Origin of the sequence: Corallococcus sp. CA047B (assembly GCF_003612065.1) — a bacterium.
GTDB lineage: Bacteria > Myxococcota > Myxococcia > Myxococcales > Myxococcaceae > Corallococcus > Corallococcus praedator.
Genome location: NZ_RAWD01000279.1, coordinates 1 through 12,872, shown reverse-complemented (window position 1 = coordinate 12,872; position 12,872 = coordinate 1). Strand labels below are relative to the sequence as shown.

Annotated in this window: 11 protein-coding genes and 1 pseudogene; 6 read left to right on the top strand and 6 right to left on the bottom strand. The window is 68.7% G+C overall.

All coding sequences use genetic code 11. The features are described from left to right. A pseudogene (locus D7X74_RS32005) lies at positions 1 to 189 on the bottom strand (energy transducer TonB); the annotation flags it as partial. 230 nt (positions 190 to 419) lie between these two features. Between D7X74_RS32005 and D7X74_RS32000 the strand changes: the two are divergent. The 4 genes from D7X74_RS32000 (at position 420) to D7X74_RS31985 (ending at position 7,037) form a co-directional block, all read left to right on the top strand. Then, a complete protein-coding gene (locus D7X74_RS32000; protein ID WP_120536806.1) occupies positions 420 to 3,611 on the top strand; it encodes a TonB-dependent receptor in 3,192 nt (1,063 codons plus the stop codon). Between the two features lie 30 nt (positions 3,612 to 3,641). Continuing rightward, positions 3,642 to 4,334 carry a hypothetical protein gene (locus tag D7X74_RS31995; RefSeq protein ID WP_120536805.1) on the top strand — a complete coding sequence of 231 codons (693 nt, stop codon included), beginning with the start codon at positions 3,642 to 3,644 and terminating at the stop codon, positions 4,332 to 4,334. A 121-nt stretch (positions 4,335 to 4,455) separates the two neighbouring features. After that, the gene (locus D7X74_RS31990; RefSeq protein WP_120536804.1) at positions 4,456 to 6,000 is read left to right on the top strand and encodes a radical SAM protein; all 1,545 of its coding nucleotides are present in this window, start codon (positions 4,456 to 4,458) and stop codon (positions 5,998 to 6,000) included. A 98-nt stretch (positions 6,001 to 6,098) separates the two neighbouring features. Further along, positions 6,099 to 7,037: a hypothetical protein gene (locus D7X74_RS31985; RefSeq protein WP_199732925.1), complete on the top strand. Its 939-nt coding sequence runs from the start codon at positions 6,099 to 6,101 to the stop codon at positions 7,035 to 7,037. Positions 7,038 to 7,053: 16 nt separating this feature from the next. Here D7X74_RS31985 and D7X74_RS31980 read toward each other — a convergent pair whose 3' ends face one another. Continuing rightward, positions 7,054 to 7,698 (bottom strand): hypothetical protein, encoded by a 645-nt coding sequence (locus D7X74_RS31980; protein ID WP_233595886.1) that lies wholly within the window; start codon positions 7,696 to 7,698, stop codon positions 7,054 to 7,056. A 22-nt stretch (positions 7,699 to 7,720) separates the two neighbouring features. Beyond that, complete coding sequence (locus tag D7X74_RS31975; protein WP_199732924.1) at positions 7,721 to 8,275, bottom strand: DUF4920 domain-containing protein; 555 nt, start codon at positions 8,273 to 8,275, stop codon at positions 7,721 to 7,723. An 89-nt stretch (positions 8,276 to 8,364) separates the two neighbouring features. On the opposite strand from D7X74_RS31975, the gene D7X74_RS31970 reads away from it, so the two are divergent. Both D7X74_RS31970 and plsY read left to right on the top strand, forming a co-directional pair. Next, positions 8,365 to 8,796: a DUF2752 domain-containing protein gene (locus D7X74_RS31970; protein ID WP_120536801.1), complete on the top strand. Its 432-nt coding sequence runs from the start codon at positions 8,365 to 8,367 to the stop codon at positions 8,794 to 8,796. A 20-nt stretch (positions 8,797 to 8,816) separates the two neighbouring features. Continuing rightward, entirely contained in the window at positions 8,817 to 9,395 is a 579-nt protein-coding gene (gene plsY / locus D7X74_RS31965; RefSeq protein ID WP_120536800.1) for a glycerol-3-phosphate 1-O-acyltransferase PlsY, read from the top strand. Here the strand turns inward: plsY and D7X74_RS31960 are convergent. From D7X74_RS31960 to D7X74_RS31950, 3 genes are all read right to left on the bottom strand, one after another. After that, complete coding sequence (locus D7X74_RS31960) at positions 9,321 to 10,544, bottom strand: class I SAM-dependent RNA methyltransferase (RefSeq protein WP_120536799.1); 1,224 nt, start codon at positions 10,542 to 10,544, stop codon at positions 9,321 to 9,323. The two genes, plsY and D7X74_RS31960, sit on opposite strands and share 75 nt — an antisense overlap. A 34-nt stretch (positions 10,545 to 10,578) precedes the next feature. Beyond that, positions 10,579 to 10,863 carry an antibiotic biosynthesis monooxygenase gene (locus D7X74_RS31955; RefSeq protein ID WP_120536798.1) on the bottom strand — a complete coding sequence of 95 codons (285 nt, stop codon included), beginning with the start codon at positions 10,861 to 10,863 and terminating at the stop codon, positions 10,579 to 10,581. A gap of 103 nt (positions 10,864 to 10,966) precedes the next feature. Beyond that, positions 10,967 to 12,872: DNA translocase FtsK (locus tag D7X74_RS31950; protein ID WP_255424512.1), on the bottom strand; the 1,906-nt coding region annotated here is incomplete at its 5' end.

The window sequence follows — 12,872 nt, the reverse complement described above, 5'->3', positions numbered from 1 at the left end:
GGGAGGAGGAGGAGGCGCCATGGTCGCCTTCAGCGTGACCTCGACCTCCTTCTCCTCGATAGGAGGAGGACGCGTGGACAGGTAGGCCACCAGACCCAGCAGGCCGACGTGGAGCACCGTGGAGATGCCCGCACCGACGCCGAAGCGCGACCTGGGTCCTTGCCCACGGTCAAGGACTGAATCGAACATGCACGTAACTCCTCTTCACCAGTGGACTGCCCGTCCCGCCCTGCCCGGATTGAAGGGCGGCTACCATACAGAAAAGGGTTCCGGGTTCAAGCAACCGTGTCAGGCGCCGCCGACGTGATCGCGCCAATGCCCCACTGGTCACCAAAAAGCAACGGTCTATTGACAACTGCTTGACCTCGGATATTTTCCGAGGTCATTTTCGGTTGCAGCCCACCTTGGAGGGGTTTGGTATGCAAGTGAAACACGTACTTCGGGAAACCGGAGTTGTCCTTGCTGCGGGTCTTCTGTACGGATCAGCGGCTTTCGCGCAGTCCAGCGTCATCATCGGCACTGTCATCAACACGGAGGACAAGAAGCCGGCGGCCGATGTCGTTGTCACCGCCACCTCACCCAACCTGCAGGGCGAGCAGATCGTGGTTACCGACGCTCAGGGTAACTACCGTATTCCCCAGCTCCCGCCGGGCACGTACACGTTGCGGTTCGAGAAGGAGACGTTCAAGCCTTACGCCCGCCCGGAAATCCAGCTGCTCCTCAACCGCACCATCCGCGTGAACGTGGAGCTGCTGCCTGACAGCTTCACGTCGAATGTGGACGTCATCGGCGTCCCGCCGACGATCGACGTCGGTTCCACGAACACCGGCGTGAACGTGGATCGGGAGTTCATCAATCGCATCGCGGTGGCCCGTCCGGTGGGCAAGGGTGGCGCGACGCGCTCCTTTGAATCCCTGGCCGAGCTCGCCCCGGGCGCCCAGTCCGACCAGTACGGCGTGTCCATCAACGGCACGACCTCGCCCGAGAACGGCTACGTGGTGGACGGTCTGTCCACGAACGACCCGGCCTTCGGCGTGAACGCCAGCCCGCTGAGCATCGAGTTCGTGCAGGACGTGAACATCATCACCGGCGGTTACATGCCGGAGTTCGGTCGCTCCACGGGCGGTGTCATCAACGCGGTGACCCGGTCGGGTTCCAACGAGTTCCACGGCTCCGTGTTCGCCAACTGGACCCCGGGCTTCGCGGAAGGCACCCGGAAGCTGGTCATCGAGGACGGCACCACCATCACCGGCCTGAACGCCCTGAGCAACCTGGGTGACTTCGGCGCGACCCTCGGTGGTCCCATCCTGAAGGACAAGCTCTGGTTCTTCGCGGGCTTCACGCCTGCGTTCCAGCGCTACGAGCACACCCGTGCGCTCAACGCCTTCACGCTGAACGATGCGGGCGATGACGTCGCGACGGACGCGAACGGCTTCAGCGTGGTCCGGGAGATCCCCGGGTCGCAGCGGAAGTACTTCGCGGACTCGCGCACCATCCAGTACATGGGCAAGCTGACGTACCTCATCAACCAGGACCACAACGTGTCGTTCGCCCTGAACGGCACCCCGACCGTGTCGGGTGGTCTGGGCAAGCTGTCGATCAGCCCCCGTACGGGTGGTCTGCCGGCGGCGCAGACGTCGCGTCCCGAGGACATCGGCCTCACCGAGAACCGCGCGAACTCCACGGGCCTCGCCCTGAAGTACGCCGGCGCCTTCATGGACAAGAAGGTCCTGGTCGACGCCAACGCCGGTTGGTTCCACCAGACCGCTTCCACGCCTCCGGCGGACGGCAGCGCCATTGGTGACACGACGGGCCTGGCGGGCTACGCGCTGGCGCAGTACACGACCACGCGTCCGCTGACCACGTTCGAGAACGTCCCGAACGCGGCGGAGTTCTGCGGCACGACCGCGGCGGAGCAGGAACTGCGTTGCCCGGCGACGAACTACTTCGTCGGCGGCCCCGGCTACATGTCCGAGGCCACGCTGGACCGCTACCAGATCAACGCGAAGGCCACGTACCTGCTCAACGCGCTGGGCACGCACGTCTTCAAGGCGGGCGTGGACACGGAGTTCCTGACCTACGACCAGAAGAAGGCGTACTCGGGCAGCGTGTTCTGGCAGGAAGCGGCGACGCGTGACCGCAACAACGTCCCCATCGCGATCTGGTCCGACAACCGCCGCTACGGCTACCAGACGGCGCCTGACACGCCGGTCTTCGAGACCCTGCAGGCGACCTCGACGAAGAGCACCACCATCGGTGGCTTCCTCCAGGACAGCTGGTCCATCGCCAACCGCGTCACCCTGAACCTGGGTGTCCGTTACGACGTGCAGTCGATGTACGGCGGTGACGGCAACCTGGCGCTGCAGCTCGGCAACCAGTGGTCGCCCCGCATCGGCGCCGTGTTGGATCCCTTCGCCAACGGCCGCGCGAAGCTGTTCGTCAACTTCGCCCGGTACTACGAGCAGGTTCCGCTCAACATGATGGACCGCGCCTTCCCGGGCGAGCGTCGCTTCGGTGCGCGTCGCTTCCTGGCGGAGCCGGGTGAGGCGGGCGGTTGCGACCCGTCGACGCTGGAGGGTCAGCGTGGCAACTGCGCGGACAGGAACCTCATTGTTCCCCGCGCCGAGAGCAGCCTGAACGCGAACGAGCTCTACAGCGGCGGTCTGGTGCAGAACGAGCCGGTCGACCCGGACATCTCGCCCCAGTCCTCCGACGAGTTCGTGGTCGGTGGTGAGTACGAACTCCTGGCCAACACCCGCCTCGGTGCCACCTATACGCACCGCGACATGGGCAAGGTCATCGAGGACATGAGCCGCGATGACGGCAACACGTACTTCCTCGGCAACCCCGGCAGCGGCTTCGCCAAGGAGTTCCCGACGCCGGTTCGTGACTACGACGCGGTCACCGTCTACCTGAACCGCACGTTCACGGAAGGCTGGCTGGCGCAGGCGAGCTACACGTGGTCCCGCCTGTACGGCAACTACCCCGGTCTGTTCCGTCCGGAGAACAACCAGCTCGATCCGAACATCCTCGCGGACTTCGACCTGATCGCCCTCCTGAACAACCGCAAGGGCCTGCTGCCCTTCGACCGTACGCACGCCATCAAGGTGTTCGGTGCCAAGGAGATCAACTTCTCCAACGCGCTGTCCGCCAGCATCGGTCTGTCCTACCGCGGCAACTCGGGCCAGCCGATCAACTACCTGGGCGCCTACCCGGGCTACGGCCAGGACGAGACTTTCATCCTGCCGCGCGGCACCGGTGGTCGTACCCCGTGGATCAACAGCGTTGACTCCAACGTGGGTGTGAACTACCGCGTGAGCAAGGACAGCGTCGTCACCTTCACCCTGGACGTGTTCAACCTCTTCAACTTCCAGGGCGTGGACAGCGTGGACGAGTCCTACACGTTCCGTAACGTCCTCCCGGTCTACGACGAGGCGACCCAGACCCCCGGTACGGTGGCGGACCTCCCCACGGCTGACAGCGAGGGCGGCGTTCCGCGTGCCGACGTCGACGGGAACCTGGCGTTCGAGGACGTGAACAAGAACTTCAAGAACCCCGATCGCTACCAGGCCCCGCGGCAGATCCGCTTCGGTGTCCGGTACACGTTCTAAACCAGCATCCACGTGAGGAAGATCAGCAACATGCGCAAGAGCATTCTTTCAACGCTGGTGATGCTGGGGGCCGCGGGCAGCCTGACCGCCTGCGACTTCGAACAGCCGAACGCCGGGTGCATCGTCCAGGAAGGCAACTGGTTCGCGAAGTTCGATGCCATCGACGTGCCCACGGGTCCGAACTGCGCTGGGTCGGAGGCCCTCCTGGGCGACGACCTTGGCGTGTACAAGTTCGCGAATCCGGACCAGGGTACGGCTCAGTTGGTGATCCGTCCCTTCAGCCTCGCGGCGCTGGGCAAGTTCGATCCGGTCAACGACTACAGCAGCCTCCAGACGATCGGTAGCCTGGAGACGACCACGGACGCGGACGACTTCTGCACCGCGACGGAGTTCAGCCCCGCGAACGTCAATGCTTCGCAGGCGACCACTCCGCAGGCCGTCACGTACCAGTTCGCCAACGTCAAGGTGTACTCGAACCCGGGTGCACCGGGCACGCAGATGTCGGGCGAGCTCACGTACACGAACAACGGCTGCGTCTCCCACTACGTCATGCGGGCGATGTGGCCGTCCACGGGCTGCGACCCCGAGGCGGATCCGAACGATCCTGCCGACGGTCCGGCGACGTGCGGTGTCGGCTCCGGCATCAACCCGGACTTCAAGGTGCAGTGCGATCCCGACCTGGGCGCCTGCGTCCTGACGGACAGCGTCCCGTCGTTCAAGTAGTCGTCGGTCCTACACGGCGACCCTGAAGTGCTTCGCGGCCCCGGCGGCTCCTCCCCCACGAGGGAGTAGCGGTCCGGGGCCGCGGTGTTTATGCAACCTGCATTCCACTGTCTGGAGGACCATGGAGGGCCGATACGAACTCATTGAGCACGTCTGCTCGCTTCTGGCGGACGAGCAGGGAACGCTCCGCAAGGAGGCGCCCTACCGGGTCGCGCTCTGCTACCCGAGCCCCTACCACGTGGGCATGAGCTCGCTGGGTTACCAGGCCATCTACCGGGAGGTGCATGAACACGCGGGGGCTACGGCCGAGCGTGTCTTTCTTCCCGATGATGTCGAGACATACAAGAGAACACGGACGCCATTGTTTACCTGGGAATCCCAGGCGCCGGTGTCTGGTTTTGCAATGCTTGCCTTCTCTGTGGCGTATGAGTTGGAGCTCACAGGGTTGTTCACGATGTTGGAGTTGTCTGGTTTGCCGGTTCTTGCGGCGGAGCGGAATGCCAGGCACCCGCTGGTGGTGGCGGGCGGTCCGCTGACGTTCTCGAACCCGGATCCGCTGGAGCCCTTCGTGGACGTGCTGGTCCAGGGCGAGGCGGAGGACCTCATCCACGTGCTGCTGGAGGCCGCGGCCTCCATGGAGCGTGAGGCGCTGTTGGAGCACCTGGCGCGGATCCCCGGCTTCCGGGTGCCCGGGCGGGGCGGGGCGCGCTACCACGTGGCGAAGGCGACGGACGCGCGGCTGCCGGCCCGGACGCAGATCATCACGCCGCACACGGAGCTGCGCTCGATGTTCCTCATCGAGCCGGAGCGGGGTTGTTCGCGCGGCTGTCACTACTGCGTCATGCGCCGGACGACGAATGGCGGCATGCGCACGGTGCCCCCGGAGCGCATCCTGTCCCTCATCCCCGACCATGCGAAGCGCGTGGGGCTGGTGGGTGCGGCGGTCACGGATCATCCCCGCATCGTGGAGCTGCTTCGCACCCTCGTGGACTCCGGCCGGGAGGTGGGCGTGTCCTCGCTGCGCGCGGACCGGCTCACGCAGGAGCTGGTGGATCAGCTGCGGCGGGGTGGGGCGACGAACCTCACGGTGGCCGCGGACGGGGCTTCGCAGAAGATGCGGGACCTGGTGGACCGCAAGCATTCCGAGGAGCAGATCGTCCGCGCGGCGCGGTTCGCCCGGACCGCGGGGATGAAGCAGCTCAAGGTCTACAACGTGGTGGGCCTGCCGCATGAGGACGACGCGGACATCGACGAGCTGATCCGCTTCACCACGGAGCTGTCCCGCATCCTGCCCGTGGCGCTGGGGGTCGCGCCCTTCGTGGCCAAGCGCAACACGCCGCTGGACGGGGCGCCCTTCGCGGGCCTGCGCGAGGTGGAGAACAAGCTGGAGCGGCTGCGCAAGGGGCTGCGTGGCCGGGCGGAGGTGCGTCCCACCTCCGCGCGCTGGGCCTGGGTGGAGTACATGCTGGCCCAGTGCGGCCCGGAGGCGGGTCTGGCGGCGATGGACGCCTGGCGCGCTGGGGGCTCCTTCGCCGCGTGGAAGCGGGCCTTCCAGGAGCGGGAGTGCGTCCCCTACCTGGCCCGCCGGGTGGAAGACGGGCGGCGGCAGCCCACGGTGTGGCCCATCGTGCCGGGCCGCCCCCCTCCCCAGCCGTCCGCCGCCTGACGGGACCCGCAAGGCCGTACCCGACAAGCCCCGCTTTCCGCTACAAGACGCTCAGCGGGGCCGATGGCCGGCACTCGCATGGCCTCGGAGCGCATCTGGTGAGCACGCAGCGCGTGGAAAAGTCGTGGCAGACGAAGGGCCTCAAGGACTACCCGACGGAGGCCCTGCTGGGCACGCTGGGGCACTACGGCGTCCCCGTGAGCGAGGCGGACTACCGCAAGCTCGCGGAGACGGCGTACCCGCTGGGCATCGCCCAGCAGTGGAAGAGCACCTGGAAGGGCACCGGCCCGTTCAAGGACTACGTCGTGGCCGCGGCCGTGGAGCTGTGGCGCCGCTGGATGGGCGACCGTGTGTCCCCGCAGGAGTTCACGGAAGGGCTGGCGGCGCTGATGAACGCGCTCGTGCAGCGCCTGAACAAACTGCAGGACGCCCCGGTGCCCGCCGCCTTCGAGCGCCTGAAGTCGCTGCGCTCGCGGCTGACGCTGGATGACAAGGGCGCGCTGCCCGCGCCGTTCCTCCAGGAGGCGCTGGCGCCCTTCTCGGAGAAGGACGCGGAGCTGTTCGACAGCCTGGCGGAGTCGCTGGCGGTCCAGGGCCACCACGACGACGCGGCGGCCTTCGCCGACATCGAGGAGTTCCTGCTGCCCGACCGGCGCGGCATCTCCCAGGCGGTGGTCCGCTCCGCCCGGGGCGAGCGCGAGCCCGCCATCCAGGACCTGAAGAACCTCATCCACGACACGGCGCGCGCGCCCATCTCCCGCCTGCTGGCGGTGGACGGCCTCATCCACCTGCAGGCGTGGATTGACGCGTCCATCGAGGGCCGCGCGCTGCTGGCGGAGGCGGAGAAGGCGAACGACATCCACCTGTCGCTCGACCTGGTGCCCCGCCTGGAGCACATCTTCAAGCAGCAGAACGACCGCGCCGCGCTCCTGGAGCTGATGGGCACGCAGGAGCGGCTGGAGGCCCAGCACGACAAGATGCACCCGGGCCACCGTCAGCACCGGCACCAGCACGCCCAGCCGCAGCGCCGTCGTTAACAGGCCGGGCGGTCGCTCACCCCGTCCCCGTGCGCTTGGGGCTCCGCGACCGCGGAGCCCTGGCGTCGGCCGTGTCGGGAGGAGCGGCTGCCACGGGCTCCGCTGCTTCGAGCGAAGCCTCGCCCCCGGGCGTTGGCGCCTGTGCGTCCGGTCTGACGGGCAGCTCCGTGGCGGTGCGCTTGAGCTTCACCGCGCTCACCCCGGAGACGCCTTCGGCCACGTCGCGCACGGGCACCACGGCGCCCACGGTGGTGTAGCGGATGGCGCCCGTCTGTGTGAAGGCGTGCTTGAGCGCGTACTCCTTCGCGCGGGGCAGGAACCACTCGCGCACCCGGGGCAGGGGCAGCACGTGCAGCTCTCCCTGGGTGAGGAACACGTACACCATCAGGTCCGCGCCGCTGTAGAGGAAGCAGCCGGGGGTGTCCTTCTCCAGGTTGGACACCAGCTCGAAGAAGTAGCGGCGGCGGGTGGCGTTGCGGTCGCCCTTCACCTCGATGCCGCGCACCTCTCCCGAGGGCAGCTCCCACAGCAGGTCCACGCCCCGGTGCTGGAAGCGTGGATCCAACTGCACGTCGTGCACGCGCGACCCGGGCTCCGTCTCCAGGAGCCACGCGCGGGCGTGCTGCACGGCCCGGTCGGCCGCGCCCTGCACGCCCCTCATGCTGAAGCTGCGGCCTCCCATGCTACGGGCGGCGCAGCTCGACGCCGGAGGCCACGAGCTGGATTTCGCGCGGCTTGCCGTCGGTGCCGCGCGGGACGATGGCGCCCTCGGCCTCGTAGTGCTTCGCGTGGGCGTCGCTCAGCTCCGCGACCTTCACCACGCCCTCCACGCGCGCCTGCGAACCCGCGGAGTCCAGCGGGACGAAGAAGCCGTAGTCCTTGAACGTCACGCGCACGCCCGGGCTCTTGGCGTCCTGGGCCAGCTCCATCCAGCAGCCCTTCTTCTCACAGGCCTTGCGCACCTGGCCCTCCACGCGCACGGACTTGCCGTCGTGGGCCTGGGGCTTGGCGAGCAGCTCCGCGAGCTTCACGGTGGGCGCGCCCTTGAGGGCCTCGCCCCGGGTGAGCGTCCAGCCGGTGTCCGCAGCCTTGGGGGCTTCGGCGGCCTTGGCCTCGGCGGGGTGGTGGCAGTCGCTCTTCTCGGCGGCGGCCTTGGCGGGCGCGGGCGTCTTCTCCGCCGCGAGGGCCACGAGGGGAACGGCGACCAGCGTCAGCAGGGCGGAGCGGAGCATGTGCATGCCCGTTCGCTTAGCCCAGGTTTCCGGGCCCGGGCAAGGCGGCCCTTCCATCCTTCCGGCTTGTCCCGCACACTCGGCGCGAGGAGCGTATGAAGGTCACCATCCCCGCCCCCAACCGCCGGTTGGGTTCATTCGAATGGCTCGGCCTCGTCGGACTCGGGGGGCTGCTCGTGGGCCGGTATGTCCCCGTGGCGCGGCTCATCCCGTTCTGGGGCTGTGTGCTGCGTGAGCATACAGGCTGGCCCTGCCTGGGCTGTGGGCTTACCCGCGTGGCGGACCGCGTCGCGCACTTCAACATCCCGGGGGCCTGGGAGGCGAACCCGTTGGGCACCGTGTTCGCGCTGCTGTTCGCGGCGGCCGCGGTGGTGACGGTGCTGCACTTCGTCTTCGCGCTGCCCATTCCGGAGGTCGAACTGGAGGAGCGCGAATGGCGGTGGGTGCGCATCGCGTTCCCGCTGGTGTTGCTCGCCAATTACGCCTACGTCGTGGTGCACACCCGCTTCCCGCACCTGCTGTCCTAGGCGCCCGCGCCCCTTCCTCCGTGCTCTCCGCCTTCCTCCTGCTGGGCTACCTCTGCGGCTCCGTCCCCTTCGGCGTGCTGCTGACGCGGTGGCTGCGCGGCGTGGACGTGCGTGCCAGCGGCAGCGGCAACATCGGCGCGACCAACGTCACGCGCGTCGCGGGCAAGAAGCTGGGCGCGGTGGTGCTGCTGCTGGACGCGGTCAAGGGCGCGGTGCCCGTGGGGCTCGCACTGCACTGGATGCCCGGGGATTCGCTGGCGCACGCGCTGGTGGGGCTGTCCGCGGTGCTGGGGCACGTGTACCCGGTGTGGCTCAAGCTCAAGGGTGGCAAGGGCGTGGCCACCGCGCTGGGCGTGCTGTGCGTGCTGGTGCCCACGGCGGCGCTCGCCGGGGCGGTCATCTACGGGCTGGTGGTGGCGAAGTGGCGCGTCAGTTCGGTGGGCTCGCTGTCCGCCGCCGTCGTCGCCATCGTCACCGCGTTCCTCACCGCGCGCTCCCGCGACTACGTGCTGCTCACCGCGGGCCTATTCGTCCTCATGCTCTGGACGCACCGGAGCAACCTCCAGCGACTCGCCCGGCGCACCGAGCACCGGCTTTGAGAGGCCGGCCGGGGCGCGGTAGCCCAGGAGGGTGCAGGGGATGGGGCCGTTCCACACGTCGCGGCGGATCGCCGGGCGCGCGTGGAAGGCGCTCTCGAAGGCGGGGTTGCCGGACAGCACCCACACCTTCCAGCCCGGCAGCGCGCGCAGCGAGTCGCCCAGCTTGAAGTAGAAGGTCTTCATGCCCTTCTGGCCACCGGAGCCCAGCCGGTCGCCGTAGGGCGGGTTGGTGAGGATGAGCCCGCCGCCCTCCGGAAGCGGCCCGAGCTTCGTCGCGTCACCTTCCGCGAGCTGGACCTCTTCCCCCAGCTTCGCCGCCTTCACGTTGCGGTCCGCGGCCTCCAGGGCCTCCTCGCTCTTGTCGAAGCCGAGGATGGGGACCTCCACCTTGCGCTCGTTGCGCCGTGCGTCCGCGCGCAGGTCCGCGAGCAGCTCCCGTGCCCGAGGGCCCATGTGCGGCCAGCGCTCCACCGCGAAGCTGCGGCCGATGCCCGGGGCGCGCCTGCGGGCGATGAGGCCGCCTTCGATGACGATGGTGCCCGAGCCGCACATCGGATCCACCAGCGCCTCCTGGCCCGTGTAGCCCGCCGCTCGCAGCAGGGCCGCGGCCAGGTTCTCCTTCAGGGGGGCGGGGGTGGGGCGCACGCGGTAGCCGCGACGGTGCAGCGGGTCTCCCACCAGGTCCAGGGACAGCGACAGCTTCTCCTTCACCAGGTGCGCCACCACGGACACGTCCGGGTTGCGCGTGTCCACGTCCGGCCGGGAGCCCAGCTTGGTGCGCAGCCGGTCCACGATGGCGTCCTTCACCTTCAGCGCCACGAAGCCCGAGTGCGCGTGCTCGGTGTCCTTCAGGTTGGCATCCACCGCGAACGTGACGTTGGTGGTGAGGTGCTCCTCCCACGGCACGCTGGCCACGGCGTCGTAGAGGCCCTGCGCGCCCGGGGCCTCGAACTCGCCCAGCGGGTAGAGCACGCGCATCGCGATGCGGGACCAGAGGCAGACGTTGAGGGCCTCGTCGAGCGCGGCCATGAAGCGCACGCCGCCGCGGTCCTGGCGGATGCGCTTCGCGCCGAGTTCCTTCAACTCCTCGGCCAGCAGGTCCTCGGTGCCGCGTGCGGCGGTGGCGAATAGGGCAAGACGTTCAGCCATGGTGCACCGCCCTTAGACGAGCGCGCGACGAATGTCATGTGGCCACGACCTCGTAGAGCGCGAAGGTGGCGTCCTCCTGGGAGGCGCTGGCCCCCCTGGCCCGCTGGAAGTCCTCGGACTGGAAATAGGCCTTCATCGCCTCGCGGTCCGTCCAGCGCGTCACCAGCAGGATTTCAGGCGAGCGCTCGAACGAGCGCAGCACCTCCAGGCCCAGGAAGCCCGCGTGGCCATCCACCCGCCGCGAGCGCTCCTGGAGCCGCTGGACCCAGCCGTCCGCCTCTTCGGGCGGGGCGCGGAAGCGGGAGATGGCGACGATCATTCGGGGTGGCTCCTGGTGGCGCCCGGAGCAGAACCGGAGCGCCCCCGAGGGGAAACGTCCGGGGAACGGGTGTCCGTTCCCCGGGAAGCACGTTGGCGTTGGGCTACATCGCCCCGGCGCCGGGCATGTCGCCCAGGCCGCGCAGCAGCACCTCGCGGGGCTTGGCGCCGTCCGCGGGGCCCACCACGCCGTCGCGCTCCATGCGTTCAATCATGCGCGCCGCACGGTTGTAGCCGATGCGCATCTTGCGCTGGAGCATGGAGATGGAGACCGAGCGCATCTCGCTGACCGCCGCGAGCGCCTGGTCGTAGAGCTCGTCGGACAGTTCGTCCTCCTGCTCTCCGCCCTCCACGTCCTCGTCGCGCGGCTTGAGGATGGACTCGTCGAAGACGGGCTTGCCCTGGGCCTTGAGGTGGTCCACCGCCTTCTTGATCTCCTGCTCGGACACGTAGGCGCCGTGCACGCGCTGCAGGTGGGCGCTGGTGGGCGGCATGATGAGCATGTCGCCCATGCCCAGTAGGGCCTCCGCGCCCACCGTGCCGAGAATCGTCATCGAGTCCGGCTTCGAGCGCAGCATGAAGCTGATGCGCGTGGGGAAGTTGGCCTTGATGATGCCGGTGACGACGTCCGTGGACGGACGCTGCGTCGCGACCATCAGGTGGATGCCGGCCGCTCGCGCCATCTGCGCCAGCCGCGCCACGTACGTCTCCACCTCGCGGCTCGCGACCATCATCAGGTCCGCGAGCTCGTCGATGATGACCACGATGTAGGGCAGCTTCTTGAGCTCCTTCTTGGCCTCGCCCGCGGCCTCCACCGGCTCGGGCGCGTCGCCCTCCTCCTCGAACTCCGCGTCCACCTCGCCGTCGGCCTCCAGGTCGGGGGCGGGCTCGGAGACGATGGCTTCACGCAGCTCGTCGGAGTCGTCCTCGCGCGGGGCGGCCACGCCCATGCCCTCGCTCGCGGAAGCGGGGGACGTGCTGCCCTCCACGTCCACGACGAAGAGCTTCTTGGGCTTGGTCTTCTTCTTCGCGGCGGGCGCGGGCGCGGCGGCCTTCACCTCCGACGCGCTGGTCTCCACCAGCTTGTTGTAGCCGGCGATGTTGCGCACGCCCGCCTCGGACAGGAGCTGGTAGCGGCGCTCCATCTCCTCCACCGCCCAGCGCAGCGCGAGCGCGGCCTTCTTGGGGTCGGTCACGACGGGGAGCAGCAGGTGGGGGATGCCCTCGTAGACGGAGAGCTCCAGCATCTTCGGGTCCACCATGATGAAGCGGACCTCCTCGGGCGTGGCCTTGAGGAGGATGCTCATGATCATCGCGTTCACCGCCACGGACTTGCCGGAGCCGGTGGTTCCCGCGATGAGCAGGTGGGGCGCCTTCACCAGGTCGAAGACGTACGGCATGCCTTCGATGTCCTTGCCCACGCACATGGTGAGCTTGCTGGCGCTCTTCTGGAACGTGTCCTGTTCGGCGATCTCCTTGAGGAACACCGTCTCGCGGTCGCGGTTGGGGACCTCGATGCCGACCACACCCTTGCCGGGGATGGGGGCCACGATGCGCACGCGCATGGCCTCCATCGCCATGGCCAGGTCGTCCTGGAGCGCGGCGATCTTGCTGACCTTGATGCCCGGGCCCGGCAGGAACTCGTACATGGTGACGACGGGACCGGGGCGGATCTCCACCACCTCGCCCACGATGCCGAAGTCCGCGAGCTTCGCGCGCAGCTTCTCCGCCGTGACGAGGAACGCGTCCTTGTCCAGCGCGGTGCGCTCCTTCTTGTCCGCCTCCAGCACGTCCAGCGGCGGCAGCGAGAAGCTCTTGCGGTCACCGACGAACTCGAACTGGTCCTGCGGCCGCTTCACGGCGGTGGGCTTGGGCGGGGCCTTGGGCTCCACGATGAGGGGCATGCGCGCCAGCGCGGAGGGCGGCGCGGGCACGAGCGCGTTGCCGGGCGAGGCCGCGATGGGCTTCTCCGCCTTCTCCGCCACCAGGGGCTTCGCGGGGGCTTCCGCC